Origin of the sequence: Paraburkholderia silvatlantica (assembly GCF_003096715.1) — a bacterium.
Lineage (GTDB): Bacteria > Pseudomonadota > Gammaproteobacteria > Burkholderiales > Burkholderiaceae > Paraburkholderia > Paraburkholderia silvatlantica.
On sequence record NZ_QEOL01000004.1, the window covers coordinates 186,136 to 204,515 of the forward strand.

At 64.7% G+C, this 18,380-nt stretch carries 15 protein-coding genes and 7 tRNA genes; 15 read left to right on the plus strand and 7 right to left on the minus strand.

The window, feature by feature from the left end:
* From C7411_RS07255 to C7411_RS07265, 3 genes are all read left to right on the plus strand, one after another.
* Complete coding sequence (locus C7411_RS07255; RefSeq protein WP_373682577.1) at window positions 1-1,107, plus strand: ABC transporter permease; 1,107 nt, start codon at window positions 1-3, stop codon at window positions 1,105-1,107.
* Entirely contained in the window at window positions 1,104-2,732 is a 1,629-nt protein-coding gene (locus tag C7411_RS07260) for an ABC transporter ATP-binding protein (RefSeq protein ID WP_243413079.1), read from the plus strand. Before C7411_RS07255 ends, C7411_RS07260 begins: the two co-directional genes overlap by 4 nt.
* Window positions 2,733-2,892: 160 nt before the next feature.
* Window positions 2,893-3,591, plus strand: coding sequence for a C40 family peptidase (locus tag C7411_RS07265; protein ID WP_110384017.1), 699 nt, complete (start codon window positions 2,893-2,895; stop codon window positions 3,589-3,591).
* An 89-nt stretch (window positions 3,592-3,680) separates the two neighbouring features.
* On the opposite strand, the gene C7411_RS07270 is transcribed toward C7411_RS07265, so the two are convergent.
* Window positions 3,681-4,625 carry a patatin-like phospholipase family protein gene (locus C7411_RS07270; RefSeq protein ID WP_110857266.1) on the minus strand — a complete coding sequence of 315 codons (945 nt, stop codon included), beginning with the start codon at window positions 4,623-4,625 and terminating at the stop codon, window positions 3,681-3,683.
* Window positions 4,626-5,110: 485 nt separating this feature from the next.
* Between C7411_RS07270 and gltX the strand changes: the two genes are divergently transcribed.
* From gltX to C7411_RS07315, 9 genes are all read left to right on the plus strand, one after another.
* Window positions 5,111-6,532 carry a glutamate--tRNA ligase gene (gene gltX, locus C7411_RS07275; protein ID WP_110384019.1) on the plus strand — a complete coding sequence of 474 codons (1,422 nt, stop codon included), beginning with the start codon at window positions 5,111-5,113 and terminating at the stop codon, window positions 6,530-6,532.
* Window positions 6,533-6,767: 235 nt separating this feature from the next.
* A tRNA-Ala gene (locus C7411_RS07280) sits at window positions 6,768-6,843 on the plus strand.
* 53 nt (window positions 6,844-6,896) lie between these two features.
* Window positions 6,897-6,972, plus strand: a tRNA-Glu gene (locus C7411_RS07285).
* Between the two features lie 75 nt (window positions 6,973-7,047).
* Window positions 7,048-7,124, plus strand: a tRNA-Asp gene (locus tag C7411_RS07290).
* A 71-nt stretch (window positions 7,125-7,195) separates the two neighbouring features.
* Window positions 7,196-7,271, plus strand: a tRNA-Glu gene (locus C7411_RS07295).
* 107 nt (window positions 7,272-7,378) lie between these two features.
* Window positions 7,379-7,455 (plus strand) — tRNA-Asp (locus tag C7411_RS07300).
* Between the two features lie 82 nt (window positions 7,456-7,537).
* Window positions 7,538-7,613, plus strand: a tRNA-Glu gene (locus C7411_RS07305).
* Between the two features lie 96 nt (window positions 7,614-7,709).
* Window positions 7,710-7,786: transfer RNA gene (locus C7411_RS07310), tRNA-Asp, on the plus strand.
* A 166-nt stretch (window positions 7,787-7,952) separates the two neighbouring features.
* Window positions 7,953-8,417, plus strand: coding sequence for a GNAT family N-acetyltransferase (locus C7411_RS07315; RefSeq protein WP_028204095.1), 465 nt, complete (start codon window positions 7,953-7,955; stop codon window positions 8,415-8,417).
* A gap of 16 nt (window positions 8,418-8,433) precedes the next feature.
* On the opposite strand, the gene C7411_RS07320 is transcribed toward C7411_RS07315, so the two are convergent.
* Window positions 8,434-9,327, minus strand: a complete 894-nt coding sequence (locus tag C7411_RS07320) for an AraC family transcriptional regulator (protein ID WP_110384020.1) — start codon at window positions 9,325-9,327, stop codon at window positions 8,434-8,436.
* A gap of 186 nt (window positions 9,328-9,513) precedes the next feature.
* On the opposite strand from C7411_RS07320, the gene C7411_RS07325 reads away from it, so the two are divergent.
* On the plus strand, window positions 9,514-9,921 hold the full coding sequence (locus C7411_RS07325; RefSeq protein ID WP_110384021.1) for a gamma-glutamylcyclotransferase family protein: 408 nt from the start codon (window positions 9,514-9,516) through the stop codon (window positions 9,919-9,921).
* 94 nt (window positions 9,922-10,015) lie between these two features.
* Here the strand turns inward: C7411_RS07325 and aceB are convergent, their stop codons facing one another.
* Window positions 10,016-11,608, minus strand: a complete 1,593-nt coding sequence (gene aceB / locus C7411_RS07330; RefSeq protein WP_110384022.1) for a malate synthase A — start codon at window positions 11,606-11,608, stop codon at window positions 10,016-10,018.
* A gap of 68 nt (window positions 11,609-11,676) precedes the next feature.
* On the minus strand, window positions 11,677-12,450 hold the full coding sequence (locus tag C7411_RS07335; RefSeq protein ID WP_110384023.1) for a haloacid dehalogenase type II: 774 nt from the start codon (window positions 12,448-12,450) through the stop codon (window positions 11,677-11,679).
* A 165-nt stretch (window positions 12,451-12,615) separates the two neighbouring features.
* Here C7411_RS07335 and C7411_RS07340 point away from each other — a divergent pair, with 165 nt between their 5' ends.
* Entirely contained in the window at window positions 12,616-13,518 is a 903-nt protein-coding gene (locus C7411_RS07340) for a LysR family transcriptional regulator (protein ID WP_110384024.1), read from the plus strand.
* Between the two features lie 178 nt (window positions 13,519-13,696).
* On the plus strand, window positions 13,697-14,131 hold the full coding sequence (locus C7411_RS07345; protein ID WP_110384025.1) for a universal stress protein: 435 nt from the start codon (window positions 13,697-13,699) through the stop codon (window positions 14,129-14,131).
* Between the two features lie 98 nt (window positions 14,132-14,229).
* Here the strand turns inward: C7411_RS07345 and aceA are convergent, their stop codons facing one another.
* From aceA to C7411_RS07360, 3 genes are all read right to left on the minus strand, one after another.
* On the minus strand, window positions 14,230-15,537 hold the full coding sequence (gene aceA, locus C7411_RS07350) for an isocitrate lyase (RefSeq protein ID WP_110384026.1): 1,308 nt from the start codon (window positions 15,535-15,537) through the stop codon (window positions 14,230-14,232).
* Between the two features lie 421 nt (window positions 15,538-15,958).
* The gene (locus C7411_RS07355) at window positions 15,959-17,656 is read right to left on the minus strand and encodes a DEAD/DEAH box helicase (RefSeq protein ID WP_110384027.1); all 1,698 of its coding nucleotides are present in this window, start codon (window positions 17,654-17,656) and stop codon (window positions 15,959-15,961) included.
* Between the two features lie 413 nt (window positions 17,657-18,069).
* Complete coding sequence (locus tag C7411_RS07360) at window positions 18,070-18,339, minus strand: acyl-CoA-binding protein (RefSeq protein ID WP_110384028.1); 270 nt, start codon at window positions 18,337-18,339, stop codon at window positions 18,070-18,072.
* Window positions 18,340-18,380: the final 41 nt, after the last annotated feature.

Consider the following 18,380-nt stretch of genomic DNA (forward strand, 5'->3'; position numbering starts at 1 on the left):
TTGAACCGAGTCCGCGTTGGCGCCGAGCCCGAACTGCGTACCGGGAGCGTGCGCGCCTTCAAGTCGCCCACGCCCGCCCGCCGCGTATGGCTGCGCTTCAAGCAGCAGCGTCTTGGCTACTGGAGCCTGATCGTGTTTCTCGTCGCGTTCGCGGCGAGTCTCGCGGGTCCGCTCTGGTGCAACGACAAGCCGCTCGTCGTGCGCTACGACGGGCACCTGTACTTCCCGTTGTTCAAGGACTATCCGGAAACCGCGTTCGGCGGCGATTTCCCGACGCCCGCCGACTACCTCGATCCGTATATCCGCCACCGCTTCGACGCGCCGGGCAACTTCGCAATCTATCCGCCGAACCCGTACTACTACGACACGCTCAACTACTTCGCGAAAGTCCCGAACCCCGCGCCGCCGTCGCGCCAGAACTGGCTCGGCACCGACGAGAGCGGCCGTGACCTGTTCGCGCGCCTGCTCTACGGCTTTCGCGTGTCGGTGGAGTTCGCGCTCGTGCTGACCGCCATCGGCACGCTGCTCGGCGTGCTGGCGGGTGCGGTGCAGGGGTACTTCGGCGGCAAGGTCGATATCGTCGGGCAGCGTCTCATCGAGATCTGGAGCTCGCTGCCGGAGCTTTACCTGCTGATTATTTTCGCGGCGATCTTCGAGCCGGGCTTCGTGTTGCTGATCGTGCTGCTTTCGCTGTTCGGCTGGATCGGACTGTCCGACTACGTGCGCGCCGAATTCCTGCGCAACCGCAATCAGGACTACGTGCTCGCCGCGCGCGCGATGGGCCTTTCGAACTGGCAGATCATCTGGCATCACGTGCTGCCCAATAGCCTCACGCCCGTCATTACGTTCCTGCCGTTTCGCATGAGCGGCGCGATACTCGCACTGACGAGTCTCGACTTCCTGGGACTTGGCGTGCCTGCACCCACGCCGAGCCTCGGCGAGCTGCTCGCGCAGGGCAAGCGCAATCTCGACGCATGGTGGATCGCGTTCTCGACCTTCGGCGTGCTGGTGGCGACGCTGCTGCTGCTCACCTTCATCGGCGACGCGCTGCGCAACGCGCTCGACACACGCATTTCCGACGCCATGAAGGCCGGAGGCAACCAGTGAGCGGCGTGCCTCAGGACATCGCCACGCCGCTCCTCTCGATCGAGCATTTGAGCGTGCGTTTTGACGAGACGCTCGCCGTCGACGACGTGACGCTCGCGATCGGGCGCGGCGAGCGCGTGGCGCTCGTCGGCGAGTCGGGTTCGGGCAAGACCGTCACCGCGCTCGCGGTTCTGCGCCTCTTGCAGGACGCGCAGATCAGCGGAACGATCCGCTTCGACGGCGACGATCTGCTCGCCAAAAGCGAGCGCGCGATGCGCGGCCTGCGCGGCAGCGACGTCGCGATGATCTTCCAGGAGCCGATGACGGCGCTCAATCCGCTCTACACGATCGGCGAGCAGATCGCGGAGACCATCGTGCTGCATGACGGCGTGTCGAAGAGAGCGGCCTATGAGCAGGCGGTGGGGTTGCTCGAACGCACGGGCATTGCCGAAGCGCGGCGGCGCGTGTCGAGTTATCCGCATCAGCTCTCGGGCGGCCAGCGCCAGCGCGTGATGATCGCGATGGCGCTCGCGTGCCGTCCGCGCCTGCTGCTCGCCGACGAGCCGACCACGGCGCTCGACGTGACGATTCGCGGCCAGATCGTCGATCTGCTGCTCGAATTGCAGCGCGAGGAGGCGGCGCGCCATCCTGGCGCAGGCATGTCGGTGCTGCTCATCACGCACGACCTGAATCTCGTGCGCCGCTTCGCGCAGCGCGTGGCCGTGATGGAGAAGGGCAGGCTCGTGGAGTCAGGCAGCGTCGAGCAGATCTTCGAGGCGCCGCAACACCCGTACACGCAGCGGCTCATCGCCAGCCGGCCCGAGCGTCACGTGCTGCCCGTGCTGCCGATCGCGCCGGTTCTCCTGCAGGCGAAAGACGTGATCGTCGACTTCGCAACCAGGCTGCCCGGTTTTCGCGGCTGGTGGCAGAAGGGGCGCTATCGCGCCGTGAACGACGCGAACATTGCGGTGCGGCAGGGCGAAACGCTTGGCATCGTCGGCGAGTCCGGATCGGGCAAGACGACGCTGGCAATGGCGATGCTGGGATTGCAGCGAACCGCAGGCGGTGTCGTCGAGTTCCAGGGGCGGCCGATCGCGAGCTATCAGGGGCGCGAGAGGCTGTCGTTGCGCTCGCATCTGCAGGTTGTCTTTCAGGATCCGTTCAGTTCGCTTTCTCCGCGCCAGACCATCGAGCGCATCGTGGGGGAGGGGCTCGTGCTGCATCGGCCCGATCTTTCCACCGAGGAGCGGCGCAAGCGCGTTGTCGGCGTGCTGCGCGAAGTGGGCCTCGATCGCACTGCTTTGCAACGATACCCGCACGAGTTTTCGGGCGGCCAGCGCCAGCGTATCGCCATTGCGCGCACGCTGGTCCTTGAGCCGCGCGTGATCGTGCTCGACGAACCGACCAGTGCGCTCGACGTGTCGATCCAGCAACAGGTGTTGAGATTGTTGACGGATCTGCAACGCAAGTACAACCTGGGCTACGTGTTCATCAGCCACGACCTGGAAGTGATCGGTGCGATGGCGCACCGGATCGTGGTGATGCAGAACGGGGCGATCGTCGAGTCCGGCGAGGTCTCGAATATCTTCGATAGACCGGCCCATCCTTACACCCGAAAATTGTTGAAAGCCGCGTTCGATCGCTAGGCTTTGGCGGAACTTTAGGGCGAATTTCGGTGAAATTCACCAATGAGGTGAATGTCGCGATTGAATTTTTCTATTTGTTTTGACACACAAATACTTACTGGCTAGTATCGTCCAAACTTTTCTACTAACTCCCTGATTTACGGGCAATTTCTACCGACCAATGCAGCACCGATACCTGACCCAGGCTTGCACGCGCGCCGTCGCCGGGATGTTCATCGGCGTACTGATGGCCGCAGCTCCCGGCGCGTTCGCCGACGAAGTAAGCAGCTTTAACCAGAATGCCTCATTTTCGCCCAGCAACGCGGCGAATCCGCAGTCCGTCCCCGCAGTTCAGAACGTACTCCAGAATGCCAATCAGGCGACCCCGGCCCCGGCCGAAGGCGGCGCCAAGGCATTCCTTTCCGGCATGGCCGGTAAAGCCGGCGACGTGGTTGTCGGCGCACTCAACATGATTGGCGTGCGTTACCGCTGGGGCGGCAACTCGCCCGACTCTGGCCTCGATTGCAGCGGCTTCGTGCGCTACGTGTTCCAGGACACGCTCGGCATGTCGCTGCCGCGCCGCGCCGAGGAAATGAGCCGCGTGGGCGAGAAGGTCAGCATGAGCAACCTGAAGCCGGGCGACCTCGTGTTCTTCAACACGATGCGCCGCACGTTCTCGCACGTCGGCATCTATATTGGCGACAACAAGTTCGTGCATTCGCCGTCCACCGGCAGCACGATCCGCGTCGACGACCTCGACGACGGCTATTGGGAAAAGCGCTTCACGGGCGCGCGCCGCGTCGAAACGTCGTTCACGCCGGACCAGCAGCAAAGCCTCAAGCGCGTGAGCGCACAGTTCGACGGCAACGGCGGCAACTGATCGAGGTTCTGTCGTGAACAAAAAAACCTGCTTCTTGCGAAGCAGGTTTTTTGCGTTTGTGCGCCCGCCAAAAGGGGCAGGTCGGGCGCTCAGGCCGTCAGGCGCGCCGAGGCGAGCTTGCGCTCGAGTTCCGGCATGATGCGCGCCGCCGCTTCCTCGCCCGCGAGAATCGCCGCGTTGCGCTGCGTGAAGTCGCTGCTCGACATCGCGTTGAGGTTCGGGCGGATCACGACGTCGGCGTACTTGTCGAGCTCATAGGTCTTGATCGTCTGGCCCATGATCGTGAAGGTTTGCATCAGCACGTCGAACTGGCTCAGCGTCGAGGCCGTTTCGGGGCGCGCCGAGATATCCACGGCGATCACGAAGTCCGCGCCCATCCTGCGTGCGAACGAGGCCGGCACCGGGCTCACGAGGCCGCCGTCCACGTATTCATGGCCCGCGATCTTCACGGGCTCGAAAATCGACGGAATGCTGCACGACGCGCGAACGGCGGTGCCCGTGTTGCCGCGCTGGAACAGGATGGGCTGGCCGGTGCGCAGGTCGGTCGCGACGACGCCGAGCGGCTTCGCCATCTTCTCGATGGGCCGGTCGTGCAGCGTGGTGTTCAGATAGTTCTGCAGCGCCACGCCTTGCAGGAGGCCGCGCGTGCGAAAAGGCATCGCCCAGTCGCTGATCGAGGCTTCGTCCATCGTCAACGCGAGCTTGTTGAGCGCGAAACCGTTCATGCCCGAGGCGTAAAGCGCCGCGACGACCGAGCCGGCGCTCGTCCCGACCACGAAGTCGACTTGCACGTTGCGCGCCTCGAGCCCCTTGATCACGCCGATGTGCGCGAAGCCGCGCGCCGCGCCGCCGCCGAGTGCAAGGCCCACTCTAAGGGGGCGCGTCGGCCTCGCGCCGGGCGGCGGGGGCGCGGTGGTGACGGGTGGCGGGACGCTCGCGGTTTGCGTGCCCGCGGTCGTGCAGGCGGCAAGGACGGTGGAAGCGGCCGCAAGCGCAAAGTGCCGGCGGTTCAACGAGGGCGATGACTGCTTCAAGAAGGTTCTCCATGCGGTCCGCGGGCGTGTCCGGCAAGGAACGACGCGGTACCCCGGTCTCTCTCGCGCGCGGGCGGCCGAATACCGGTGTTTGCGCGCGCGACGCCGCATCGTAGTGGCGGCGCGCCGACATCATAAGGCAAAGCGCGGCCGGTTTAGCAGGCGTGCATGTAACGCGATGTGTCCGCGATGTGACGGCAGATGACAAAGCGCCAGACGGCTTGCGCTCGCGGTGACGTCTGCAGGAGAGGCCCGGGGCGCCAGCGCGCCCCCCGGGCCTCTCCTGCAGGCCGAAGCGGTGCATGGCGGGTATAATCCCGTCTCTAATTTTCCGGATTCCCGTTCGTATGCGCGAGGCTGCGCCCCCGGCGCTTGCGCGCCAGCCGCGCGGGCCGAACGCGCCGCGAACCCTGGCCATCCGCCGCCGTCGCCGCTTTTATGGCCAGCGCCGCACGCGGGATGGCATCGCCTTCGAGTAATCGCCCATGACTACCTCTGTCGTCCGTACCCGCTTCGCGCCGAGCCCGACCGGCTTCATCCACCTCGGCAACATCCGCTCCGCGCTTTATCCGTGGGCGTTCGCGCGCCACAACAAGGGCGTCTTCGTGCTGCGCATCGAAGACACCGACCTGGAGCGTTCGACGTCGGAATCGGTCGATGCGATCCTCGAAGGCATGGCATGGCTCGGCCTGGATTTCGACGAAGGTCCGTTCTACCAGATGCAGCGCATGGACCGGTATCGCGAAGTGCTCGGGCAGATGCAGGAACAGGGCCTCGTGTACCCGTGCTACATGTCGACCGAGGAGCTCGACGCGCTGCGCGAGCGCCAGCGCGCCGCCGGCGAGAAGCCGCGTTACGACGGCACGTGGCGCCCGGAGCCGGGCAAGGTGCTGCCCACGCCGCCGGCGGGCGTGCAGCCGGTGCTGCGCTTTCGCAACCCGCTCACGGGCGTGGTGGCATGGGACGACGCCGTCAAGGGCCGCGTGGAGATCTCGAACGAAGAGCTCGACGACCTCGTGATCGCGCGCCCGGACGGCACGCCGACCTACAACTTCTGCGTGGTCGTGGACGACCTCGACATGAAGATCACGCACGTGATTCGCGGCGACGACCACGTGAATAACACGCCGCGCCAGATCAACATCCTGCGCGCGCTCGGCGGCGAGCCGCCGGTCTACGCGCACCTGCCTACCGTGCTCAATGAGCAGGGCGAAAAGATGAGCAAACGCCACGGCGCGATGAGCGTAATGGGCTATCGCGACGCAGGCTATCTGCCGGAAGCGGTACTCAACTATCTCGCGCGTCTGGGCTGGTCGCACGGCGACGCCGAAGTGTTCACGTGCGAGCAGTTCGTGGAGTGGTTCGATCTCGAGCATCTCGGCAAGTCGCCTGCGCAGTACGACCATAACAAGCTCAACTGGCTCAACAACCACTACCTGAAGGAAGTGGACAATGCGCGCCTCGCCGAGCTCTCGAAACCGTTCTTCGCCGTGCTCGGCGTGGACGAGGCGGCGCTCGCCAGGGGCCCGTCGCTCGAAGGCGTGGTCGCGCTCTTCAAGGACCGTGCGAACACGATCAAGGAGATTGCCGAGAGCGCGATGATGTTCTACCGCGAGCCGCAGCCGGAAGCCGAAGCACTCGCACAGCACATTACCGAAACGGTGCGCCCCGCGCTCGCTGATCTCGCCGCCGCGCTCAAGGGCGCCGAGTGGACGAAGGAGGGCGTCTCGGCTGCGCTCAAGGCCACGCTCGCCACGCACAAGCTCAAGATGCCGCAACTCGCGATGCCGGCGCGCTTGCTCGTGGCGGGTACGATGCATACGCCGTCGGTCGATGCGGTGCTCGTGCTGTTCGGCCGCGATGCGGTGGTGAGCCGCATCGAGAAGGGTATTTCGGCTGCAAGGTAAAATATTTGAAGAATTTTTCGCCCGGACCCTAGCGCCTGGGTGACAGTTCTTGTAGTATTCGGGCTCCGTTGAATACGGAGCGCGAGATAGCGGCAAATAAGCGGCAAATCTCACGCAAAGAGCCGCAGAATCGGGCAACGATGTTTCAAGGAAACCTCGAAGCGCTTCAAAAAACGATTCAAAAGCTCTTGACGAAAGCGAAATTGCTGTTTAAAATCTCGCTTCTGTTCTGCAAGGGGGTATAGCTCAGCTGGGAGAGCGCTTGCATGGCATGCAAGAGGTCAGCGGTTCGATCCCGCTTACCTCCACCAACAGAGCACGTAGTAAGCAGTGGTGTGGTAAAGGCATTATCTGAAAAGATCATGTCCCCTTCGTCTAGAGGCCTAGGACATCACCCTTTCACGGTGAGTACAGGGGTTCGAATCCCCTAGGGGACGCCAGACATGAGCGTCGTCGATGAGATTGGCGAGGCATCAGGTGGAAATCAACCGACATCCATCTGACTGTGTCGAACTGGAGCGGTAGTTCAGTCGGTTAGAATACCGGCCTGTCACGCCGGGGGTCGCGGGTTCGAGTCCCGTCCGCTCCGCCAGATCGAGCCCGTTCAGAAGCTGTGAGCGGGCTTTTTAGTTAAAGTGACGATTACAGGCGCAAGCCCGTGTTGTCCCCTTCGTCTAGAGGCCTAGGACATCACCCTTTCACGGTGAGTACAGGGGTTCGAATCCCCTAGGGGACGCCAGATAAAATGCGGCGCCAAGGAAGTAACACTGCGAAGTAGCACTGCGAGCAGTGTGGCGACGCCGCCAGCGGGAATCGACCGACGCCCGCCGGTGTGAGCAGCAAGCTGGAGCGGTAGTTCAGTCGGTTAGAATACCGGCCTGTCACGCCGGGGGTCGCGGGTTCGAGTCCCGTCCGCTCCGCCAGATTCGAAGCGGTTGCGCAGTTGCTTCGGTAATTGCGAGCCGCTGCAGTTCAAAGGTGTAGGCCAGTGCTTATGCCCGTGTTGTCCCCTTCGTCTAGAGGCCTAGGACATCACCCTTTCACGGTGAGTACAGGGGTTCGAATCCCCTAGGGGACGCCAGATCAAAATGCGGCGCCAAAGAAGAAATAGCACTGCGAGCAGTGTGGCGACGCCGCCAGCGGGAATCGACCGACGCCCGCCGGTGAGCAGCAAGCTGGAGCGGTAGTTCAGTCGGTTAGAATACCGGCCTGTCACGCCGGGGGTCGCGGGTTCGAGTCCCGTCCGCTCCGCCAGAACGAAGCCCGTTGGATACGTCCAACGGGCTTTTTCTTTTCCGCAGACGTTTCTCACGCTTGCACCCCCAACTTTCGTTTCGTTTGCCGTACGGACAATCTGCGATTGCCTGCGGCCGCGCGTTATCGTAGCGTTGTCGAAACCTGGTTTCCTCGCTTGCCGACAATGTTCGCACCGAACGACATTCCGTCGCCGTTTCAGTTGCGCCGCGCCACCATGGACGATTTCGAGTTCGCGGAGACGCTCACGCGCAACAACATGGGTGGCTACTATCTGCGGCATCACCTCGTCTGGCGCGGCGATCTCTTTCTGGCGAGCTATCGCGAGTCGGAGAATTTCATCCTCGAACTCGACGGCGAGGCAATCGGCGTGCTGCGCGTGACGCAGGAGGGCGACTCGCTGCACATTCGCGACGTGCAGATCGCTCAGGGATATCGAGGCAATGGCGCCGGCACGTTCCTGCTCGACATCTCGCACCAGTGGGCGCGCGAGCGCGGCCTGCGCGAGCTGCAACTGCGCGTGTTCGTCGACAATCCGGCTGCGCGTCTTTATCTGCGCATGGGTTATCGCGTGGCGGGTCCGAGGCTCGCCCGCCTCGGCTCGATTCGCCACATGACGCGGCTCGTCTGAACCTGGCCGCTCCTGCTCAACGCGTGTTGTCGTCGCGCCCGGCGGCCACGGAATCCTCCGGTTCGTCCTCGTCGCGATCGCCCGTGCCGCGCGCGATGAAGGCGCGCGGGCTTTCGCCGAAGGCACGGCGAAACATCGCCGAAAACGCACTTTGGCTCTGATAGCCGAGTTCCTGCGCCACGACGGCCATCGGGCGTCCCTGATTGAGCAGCGGGATCGCGCGCGCGAGAATCGCCTGCTGGCGCCACTGCGAAAAGCTCACCCCAAGCTCCTGACGAAAGAGCCGAGCGATCGTGCGCGTGCTCGCGCCTACGTGGGCGGCCCAGTATTCGAGCGAGCCGGGTCCCGCCGGGTCGGCGATCAGCGCTTCGCACAACGCGCGCAGGCGCTTTTCCTCGGGCATCGGCACGGCGAGCGGCAGCGGCGCCGAGCGCGTGATCTCGTCGAGCGCCAGCGCGCCGAGCAGGCGCTCGCGCGCGGCGGGAATGCCGCGCTCGTCGAGGGCCGCGATCGTCTCGCGCAGGAGGCCCGAGACTTCGACCACACGGCAAGCGTCGAGGCCGGGCGGAATCACCGATTCGTCTACGTAGAGCGTGCGCAGGAACGCGTCCTCGACGATCGTCACTTCATGCGTGATGTGAGGCGGCACCCAGATCGCGCGCGAGGGCGGCACCATCCACGTCGTGCCGGGCGTCGCCATGCGCAGCACGCCGCGCGACGAGTAGGCGAGTTGCGCCCAGGCATGCGTGTGCTGCGCGATGCAGACCCCCGCCGGCATGGGGCGCGAGCGCACGCGCACAGGATGCGTGGGCGTCGGTGCGAACTCGGGCGGGATATCGACGAGTTCGGCGCGCGGCGGCGCGCTGTTGCGTGCGTCGCCGGGTGCGAAGTGGGGCAGGTCCTCGGGCATGACGGGCAGGGGTTGGCTTGGCGACGAGTTCGGCGAGGGATTTGGCGAGGGATTTGGCGAATAGGCACCCATTGTAGACGTCTCGCGCTCGTGGGCCTGGGCCGCCCGTCTTTATGGCCGGGCATAATGTGGCCGAATCGACAGCGTGTTCGTATGGCGCGAGCCGCCCTGAAGGAGATCAATGCCATGAAATACGTGTTCGTCTACGGCACGCTGCGCGCGGGCGAGATCAACGACATCAACCTCGCGGCGGATAGCAACGCGATCGCCCGCCCGCGTCACCTCGGTCTCACGACGCTCGCCGGGCGGCTCTTCGATTTCGGCAGCTATCCTGGGATGGTGGCCGGGTCGGCGGATGCGCAATCGACGGTCGTCGGCGACGTCTACGAAATCGACGACGCGCTCCTTGCCGTGCTCGACGAAATCGAGCAGGTTTATCCGGGTGTCGACGGTCTCTTTGTTTCGAAGGAAGTGGATATCGAGGTGCAGGGCGAACGCATCGCTTGCCTCTACTATCCGGTTGCGTCCGCGGCCGTTGCAGGACGCCCCGAGATCGCAGGCGGCGACTGGGTCGCGCATCGGCGCACGCGCTGATCGTTCGGGAAACGGTGCATGAAAGCACGAAGGCCCGGCGGGCTCATACCCGCCGGGCCTTTTTTATCGGCTATTCGTTAGACCTGCAGAGCGATTAGATCTCTTCGTAGAGCGGCAGCGTCAGGAACTCGACGAAGTTTTCCGACGTCGACATCTGCTCGAAGATCTGCGCGGCGCGCTCGTACGGCTTCGTGTCGCCGCCGACCGACGCCTTCACCTTGTCCAGCTCCTGCGGGATCAGTTCGCGCACGAGTTCGGCCGTGACCTTGCGGCCGTCTTCGAGCTTGCCCTTGGGCGAGCGGATCCACTGCCACACCTGCGAGCGCGAGATCTCGGCGGTCGCGGCGTCTTCCATCAGGTTGTGGATCGGCACGCAGCCATTGCCCGCGAGCCACGAGCCGAGGTAGTGGATGCCCACGTTGATGTTGTTGCGCAGGCCCGTCTCGGTGATCGGCGCCTCCGGGCGGAAGTCGAGCAGATCCTTGCCCGCGACGTTCACGTCGGCGCGCTGCTTGCCGATCTGGTTCGGCTTGTCGCCGAGCACCTTCACGAACTCTTCCATCGCGATGGGCACGAGGCCCGGGTGCGCAACCCAGCCGCCGTCGTAGCCGTCCGTTGCGTCGCGCGCCTTGTCCGAGCGCACGCCGCCCATGGCCTTGTCGTTGGCGGCCGGGTCGTTCTTGATCGGGATGAGCGCGCTCATGCCGCCGATAGCGGGTGCGTTGCGCTTGTGGCAGGTCTTGAGCAGTTCGAGCGCGTAGGCGCGCATGAACGGCACCGTCATCGTGATCTGCGCGCGGTCGGCAAGACAGAAGTCCTTGTCGTTCTTGAACTTCTTGATTGCCGAGAAGATGTAGTCCCAGCGGCCGGCGTTCAGGCCCGAGCTGTGCTCGCGCAGTTCATAGAGGATTTCGTCCATTTCGAACGCGGCGAGGATCGTCTCGACCAGCACCGTCGCGCGGATCGTGCCGCGCGGGATGCCCACGCCTTCCTGCGCCGCAACGAAGACGTCGTTCCACAGACGCGCTTCCAGGTGGCTTTCCATCTTCGGCAGATAGAAGTACGGGCCGCTGCCGCGCGAAATCAGCTCCTTCGCGTTGTGGAAGAGATAGAGCGCGAAGTCGAAGATGCCGCCCGACACACGCTGACCGTCCACCGTCACGTGCTTTTCGTCGAGGTGCCAACCGCGTGGACGCACGATCAGTGTGGCGATCTTGTCGTTGAGCCTGTAGGTCTTGCCGTTCTGTTCCAGCGAGATCGTGCGGCGCACGGCGTCCTTCAGGTTGAGCTGGCCGACGATCTGGTTTTCCCAGTTCGGCGAGTTCGAGTCCTCGAAGTCGGTCATGTACGAATCGGCGCCCGAGTTCAGCGCGTTGATGATCATCTTGCGCTCGACCGGGCCGGTGATTTCCACGCGCCGGCATTCGAGATCCTTGGGCAGTGCCGCGATCTTCCAGTCGCCTTCGCGGATCGATTTCGTGTCGGCAAGAAAGTCGGGGCGCTCGCCGGCGTCGAGGCGCTTCGTGCGCTCGACGCGTGCCTTCAGCAGTTCCTGGCGGCGCGGCTCGAACGCGCGATGCAGCTTCGCGACGAGTTCGAGCGCTTCGGGCGTGAGGATCGTTTCGAAACCGGGCTGGATGTCAGCCGTGATCTGCATGCCTTGCGGCAGTTGCAACGTGTTCGCCATTTGCTTGCTCCTTGGTCGGTCAGAGTGTGAATGTGTGGTTGTTGTGGCTGCGGCGAGCGGCGTGTCCGTCACGCGCCCGGGCTGGGGCGAGGGCGGTTTTGCCGTTCGGGCGCAGCGGTTTCGAGAAAGGCGGCGAGTTCTGCCATGCCGCCGCCGGTGCCATGCGGCGCCACGCCGAGTTCTTCGGCGGGCAGCCGCTGGCGGTTGATCCAGAACGTGGTGTAGCCGAACCAGCCGGCGCCCGCGGCGTCCCAGCCGTTCGACGAGACGAACACCAGGTCGCATGGCGCGGCGCCGAAAGCGTGCGTGCCGAGCGAATACGCGGCGGCGGCCGGCTTGTAGGCGCGCACCGCGTCGACCGATAGCACGTGGTCGAAGAGGCCGCTCATGCCGGCGCTTTTCACGGCGATGTCGAGCATCTGCGGGTTGCCGTTCGAGAGGATCGCAAGGCCCATGCGCGTGCCGTCTTCGCGTGGCTCACGCAGGCGACGCAGCGCGGGCAGCACGTCGGGGAACGCCGAAAGACACGCGTATTCGTCCATGAGACGCTTTTCGCCCGCGCCCGTGAGCGGCAGGTTCAGGCGGCGCGCGGCATAACGCAGCGCGTCGAGCGTGATGTCCCAGAACGGGCGGTAACGCGCACCGGCCGGGTCGGAGAGCGTGCGCAGCTGCGTGTACTCGATCTGCTTCGCGCGCCAGAGCTGCGAGAGCGCTTCCCCCTGGCCGGGGAACATCTGCTCGGCGGCAGCGACGACCGAATGCACGTCGAAAAGCGTGCCGTACGCGTCGAAGATCACTGCCTTGGGAAAGCGTGTCGTTGAGGGTGTCGTTGTGGCCGACATAGCCTTGCACTCCGTCTTCAGAGGTCGAAGTCGATTGTATTCATGAGTCGTATGACTGAAAAAGGCGGGATTGATCACTTGATCTTTTACTTTTACCCACCTAATCTGTCGGCCTACCTTCTCTTTTCCGCTGTTTCTGCCGCCCGGTGCGCGCACTGTCTGCCGATGGACCGCTTCAAACAGATCGAGACTTTCGTCGCGGTTGCCGCCAAGGGCAGCCTTTCCGCCGCTGCCCAGGCAGAGGGCGTGGCGCCCGCCATCATCGGCCGGCGCATCGATGCGCTCGAAGAGCGCCTCGGCGTGAAGCTGCTCGTGCGCACCACGCGGCGCATCACGCTCACGTTCGAAGGATCGGCGTTCCTCGAGGACTGCCAGCGCATCATTCACGACATGCAGAACGCCGAGGCGAGCGTGTCCGAGGGCGGCGTGAAAGCGAGCGGGCACCTGCGCGTGTCCGCGCCGGCCGGTTTCGGGCGTCGCCATGTCGCGCCGCTCGTGCCCGATTTCACGCTCACGCATCCGGACGTGAGCATCGCGCTCGATCTTTCGGACCGGCTCGTCGACCTCGTGAACGAAGGCTTCGATTGCGCCGTGCGCCTCGGCGAACTGGCCGATTCGTCCCTCGTGTCGCTCAAGCTCGGCGAGAACCGGCGCGTGTGCGTGGCGGCACCTGCGTATCTGTCGCGCCGCGGCGAGCCCGCAACGCCCGCCGACCTCGCGCGCCATAACTGCCTCGCCTTCGGCGCGAGCCTGAACCAGCAGCGCGGCTGGGCGTTCCAGCAGGATGGCAAAGTGGTGTCGATCCGCGTGGCGGGCACGATGGAATGCTCGGACGGCGCCGTGCTGCATGAGTGGTGTCTCGCGGGCCACGGCCTGGCGTGGCGCTCCTGGTGGGAAGTCGGCGAGGACATCGCGGCGGGCCGGCTCGTGACCGTGCTCGACGCGTTCGCTGCGCCGCCCATCGGCATTCATGCCGTGTTTGCGCAGCGCCGCCATTTGCCGCTGCGCGTGCGCCTCTTTCTCGACTATCTCAAGCATACCTACGGTCAGCCCGGTTACTGGGGATAGGGCGCCGTGCGTGTTTCCGATATCCGGGATGACCCGCACGCACGTCTTGCACGGATTTTTCGCGCACTACAATCGACCTGAGGGTAGAGGCGCCCGCCTGCGTGAGACGCCAGCCGAGTCTTTGCCCCGCGTCTTCACCCTTGACTTGCCCGTAATCCGATAGACCACGGAGGGCGCCATGTTCAAGCACATCCTCGTTCCGACGGATGGTTCGGAACTGTCGAAAAAGGCGATCGACGGCGCGATCGACCTCGCCCGCACCGTGGGCGCGCGCGTCACGGCCTACGCGTGCCTGCCGCAATATCCATACTCGCCTTACGCCGACGTGGTGATCGAGCCGCCCGGCGACTTCCAGACGCGCAGTGAGCGAGAGGCGCGCGTGCATCTGGACGAAATCGAGGCGGCGGCACGCAGCGCCGGCGTGATCTGCGACAGCCGCACGAGCGTGCATCCATCGCCGTATCTCGGCATCATCGAGGCCGCCGAAGCGGGCGGCTGCGACGTGATCTTCATGGCCTCGCATGGGCGTCGCGGGCTCGGCAGCCTGCTGATCGGCAGCGAAACGCAGCGTGTGCTCACCCATACGAAGATTCCGGTGATCGTGTATCGCTAGCTGGCGCGCCGGCAGGCGGCCGGCGCGCCCCGCCAAGGTACGCGTGCCGGCTGCCTGTTCGAGCGCGGCGGCTCGCGCCGCCGTTGCTGCCGGTGGTCTTACGCCACCTTCTTGTCGAAGAACTGCTCGTCTTCCGTCGAACCGTGCAGCGCCGTGGTCGAGGCTTCGCGCTCGACCGTCTGCGTCACGGCGTCGAAGTAGCCGGTGCCCACTTCGCGCTGGTGCTTCACCGCGGTGAAGCCCTTCTCGGCGGCGGCGAACTCGGCCTGCTGCAGTTCCACGAACGCGCTCATGTTCTGGCGGGCATAGCCGTGCGCGAGGTTGAACATCGAGTAGTTGAGCGAGTGGAAGCCCGCGAGCGTGATGAACTGGAATTTGTAGCCCATCGCCCCCAGCTCGCGCTGGAACCGGGCGATCGTCGCGTCGTCGAGGTTCTTCTTCCAGTTGAACGACGGCGAGCAGTTGTACGAGAGCAGCTTGCCCGGGAACTGCTTGTGGATCGCTTCGGCGAACTTCTTCGCGAACTCCAGATCCGGCTTGCCCGTTTCGCACCAGATCATGTCGGCGTACGGCGCGTAGGCGAGACCGCGCGAGATGGCCTGCCCGAGGCCGTTCTTCGTCCGGAAGAAACCTTCCACGGTGCGCTCGCCGGTGAGGAACGGGCGGTCGTTGTCGTCGATGTCGGAGGTGACGAGGTCGGCGGCTTCCGCGTCGGTACGGGCGAGCAGGACGGTCGGCACGCCGCAGACGTCGGCGGCCAGACGCGCGGCCGTCAGCTTGGCGATGTTCTCGCGCGTCGGCACGAGCACCTTGCCGCCCATGTGGCCGCACTTCTTCACTGAGGCAAGCTGGTCTTCGAAGTGCACGCCCGCAGCGCCCGCTTCGATCATCGCTTTCATCAGTTCGAACGCGTTGAGCACGCCGCCGAAGCCGGCTTCCGCGTCGGCCACGATCGGCTGGAAGTAATCCACATAGCCTTCGTCGCCGGGGTTCTTGCCTTCGGACCACTGGATCTGGTCGGCGCGCGTGAGCGTGTTGTTGATGCGCTTGACGACCTGCGGCACCGAGTTGGCCGGGTAGAGCGACTGGTCCGGGTACATTTCTCCGGCGAGGTTGGCGTCGCCTGCAACCTGCCAGCCCGAGAGGTAAATCGCCTTGAGGCCGGCCTTCACTTGCTGCATGGCCTGGTTGCCCGTGAGCGCGCCCAGTGCGTTGATGAACGGCTCGGTGTTCACGCCTTTCCAGAGCTTTTCGGCGCCGTTCTTCGCGAGCGTGTGCTCAGGCTGGACCGAGCCGCGCAGGCGCACCACGTCTTCAGCCGTGTAGTTGCGCTTGATGCCTTTCCAGCGCGGATCGTTTTCCCACTGCTGCTGGAGTTGCTGAGCTTGCTGTTGACGGGGCGACATGGTGGGCTCCTTCGTTTGCCTGATAGGTGGATCGCTGAAACGAAACGGTTGAACCGCTGAATCTCGCGAAACGCAAGCGCCGGGGTTCTGGGTTTAGGCGTTTCGTTTCGCGAACTCTTATATAAGAGTCTAGGCAAATCGACCGACTGGCAACAGACCGGCAATGCGCTTTTTCGAGATTTTTTATTTAAATAAAATCAATGATTTACATAATTTATTCTATGATGTGAAACGCTATTTTCCATCTTGCAATCGCTCCCTTTGTGCCGCGCAGCACGATTTTTTACGAAGCAAAAAAATTTTTCGTATCGTGAAATCTACGCGGAGATAAAAAAAGACCGGTGCCTGAGCACCGGTCCTGAGCATTTCGCTGCGGCGGCGGGGCGGCTCGAAGGCCGCGCCACGCGCCGTTCTGGCTGATTTAGCTGTCGCGGCGTGCGCCACGCGGGCCGTCGTTACGGCGCGCGCCGTAACCGCCACCGCCTTCGCGCGAGCGGCCGTAGCCTTCGCGTTGCTGGCCGTAGCCGCCGCGGTTGCCTTCGCCGCCGCGCGAGCCGCCGCCGAAGCCGCCTTCACGCGAACCGTAGCCGCCTTCGCGGGCGCCGTAGCCGCCGCGCGAGCCTTCCGGCTTGTTGCCCCAGCTGTTGCCGTTACGATCGCCGCCGTTGCCGCCACGGGCGCCGTAGCCACCCGGCTTGCCGTTACCGTTGCCGAAGCGACGGCCACCGCCATTGCCGCCACCCGGACGGCCGCGGCCGCCGAAGCCGCGGTTGGCCGGCGGCGCCTTGCGCGGCTCGAAACCTTCCACGACGTTCACGGGCAGCGTCGAGCGCACGAAGCGCTCGATGCGCTTGAGCGCGCCTTGCTCGGCGTGATGCACGAGGCTCACTGCCACACCCGAGCGACCTGCGCGGCCGGTACGGCCGATACGGTGCACGTAGTCTTCGGCGAACTTCGGCAGGTCGTAGTTGAAGACGTGCGTGATGCCGGGGATGTCGATGCCGCGCGCCGCGACGTCGGTCGCGACGAGCACGCGCACGCGACGCTCGCGCAGCGCACGGATCGTGCGGTTACGCGCGCCTTGCGGCAGGTCGCCGTGCAGCGCGGCGCTTTCGAAGCCAGCGTCGGCGAGCTTGCCGGCGAGTTGGTCGGCATCCATCTTCGTTGCGGTGAACACGATCGCCTGGTCGAGGCTCTCGGCGCGCAGCAGGTGGTCGAGCAGACGATCCTTGTGATCGCGGTCGTCCACGTAGTGCACGGTCTGCGCGATGTTCGAGTTTGCCTCGACCTTGCGCACGATCTCGATACGCTCCGGGTCCTTCAACAGGCGGCCGGTGATCGAAGCGATCTTGCCGTCGAGCGTGGCCGAGAACAGCATCGTCTGACGCGTTTCGGGCGTAGCGGCGACGATCGTGTCGATGTCGTCGATGAAGCCCATGTCGAGCATGCGGTCGGCTTCGTCGAGCACGAGCATCTTGAGTTCGGACAGATCGATGCGGCCGCGCTCGAGGTGATCGAGCAGACGGCCCGGGGTCGCCACGAGAATCTCGGGGTTCTTCGCGAGCAGCATCAGCTGCTGGCCGTACGCCACGCCGCCGAGAATGCTGACCGTGCGCAGACGGCGCAGATGCTTGCCGTACGTCGAAGCGGCCGTGGTCACCTGCATGGCGAGCTCACGCGTGGGCGTGAGGACGAGCAGACCGGGGCGTGCCACCGGTTGCGGGCGGCGCTGGCGGCGATCGCCTTGCTGGCCGTTCGCGCCTTGCGGGCGCGGCTCGCGCGGCTGCGCGGCCTGGGTTTTCTGGATCTGCGCGAAGCGCTCGATGGCGGGCAGCATGAACGCAGCGGTCTTGCCCGAACCGGTCGGGCTCGAGACCAGCAGGTCGCGGCCGGCGATGGCGACAGGAATGGCGCGTTCCTGCACGGGCGTCGGGGCTTTGTAGCCCGCTGCGATCAGCGCGGAGACGATCTCCGGCGACAGACCGAGCGACGCGAATGCCGAACCGTCGGTCGCTTCGGCGGCCTGCGCGGGGGCTTCAGCGGAAGCGTCGGCGGCGGAGAGGCCGAGGGCCTGATCGGCGATTGCGTCCAGGGGGCTTTGGGTATTGCTCGAAGTCATGAAAATCCTTGTTACACAGGAAATAGAACGTCGGCGCCAATCGGCATACCCAAGTCGTCGGATTGTGCGAACAAATCGAAAAACGGGGGCAATCCGCCCACAATGGCGGATTTTTCGTTAGAAGCTGTTTTGGGTGCGACTTGAGCCGGGATTGGCCAGTCGCCAGCCTGATACTTGACGGCCCAAAAACAGGGCCACGGCAGGAGGGGACAGGTTCTAAACTGGATTGGAGCTTAACGCTACGAGGCGTCGCGCTGATCGAACGAGCGACCGGAGCGCAACGCAGCGCGCAGTATATCTCGTTTTGTTGCGGCGCGCCAGAGCGACGCACTCTCAGGACACGGGTCGGCGGCGTGACGGCGGCTGGCGGAGCGGCCCGCCGCCGTCACGCGCGCCTTTTCAGTTGCACGGGTTCAACTCGTGGCGCCGCTCTTGAGCGATTCGACGAGTTCGACGTATTGCTGCATGGCCGTTTCCTGCGCGGTGCCTTGCAGCGCGGCCCACGCTTCGTACTTGTACTTGCCGACGATATCGGTGAAGCCGGGCTTGTCGCCCTGCACGTCGCCTTCGGTGGCCTGCTTGAAGAGCGCATAGAGGCGCAGCAGCGTCAGATTGCCGGGACGCTCCGGCAGCTGCTGCACGTCTTGCTGGGCTTGGGCGAACTGTGTGTTCACGTCGCTCATGGTGGTTTCCTCCGCATGGTGGTTCAGGTCAGCGCGCCGAT

Coding starts and splice junctions, on each gene's coding strand:
- C7411_RS07265 (WP_110384017.1), top strand. CDS start 2,893: ATGCAGCACCGATACCTGACCCAGGCTTGCACGCGCGCCGTCGCCGGG.
- gltX (WP_110384019.1), top strand. CDS start 5,111: ATGACTACCTCTGTCGTCCGTACCCGCTTCGCGCCGAGCCCGACCGGC.
- C7411_RS07315 (WP_028204095.1), top strand. CDS start 7,953: ATGTTCGCACCGAACGACATTCCGTCGCCGTTTCAGTTGCGCCGCGCC.
- C7411_RS07320 (WP_110384020.1), bottom strand. CDS start 9,327: ATGCCCGAGGACCTGCCCCACTTCGCACCCGGCGACGCACGCAACAGC.
- C7411_RS07325 (WP_110384021.1), top strand. CDS start 9,514: ATGAAATACGTGTTCGTCTACGGCACGCTGCGCGCGGGCGAGATCAAC.
- aceB (WP_110384022.1), bottom strand. CDS start 11,608: ATGGCGAACACGTTGCAACTGCCGCAAGGCATGCAGATCACGGCTGAC.
- C7411_RS07335 (WP_110384023.1), bottom strand. CDS start 12,450: ATGTCGGCCACAACGACACCCTCAACGACACGCTTTCCCAAGGCAGTG.
- C7411_RS07340 (WP_110384024.1), top strand. CDS start 12,616: ATGGACCGCTTCAAACAGATCGAGACTTTCGTCGCGGTTGCCGCCAAG.
- C7411_RS07345 (WP_110384025.1), top strand. CDS start 13,697: ATGTTCAAGCACATCCTCGTTCCGACGGATGGTTCGGAACTGTCGAAA.
- aceA (WP_110384026.1), bottom strand. CDS start 15,537: ATGTCGCCCCGTCAACAGCAAGCTCAGCAACTCCAGCAGCAGTGGGAA.
- C7411_RS07355 (WP_110384027.1), bottom strand. CDS start 17,656: ATGACTTCGAGCAATACCCAAAGCCCCCTGGACGCAATCGCCGATCAG.
- C7411_RS07360 (WP_110384028.1), bottom strand. CDS start 18,339: ATGAGCGACGTGAACACACAGTTCGCCCAAGCCCAGCAAGACGTGCAG.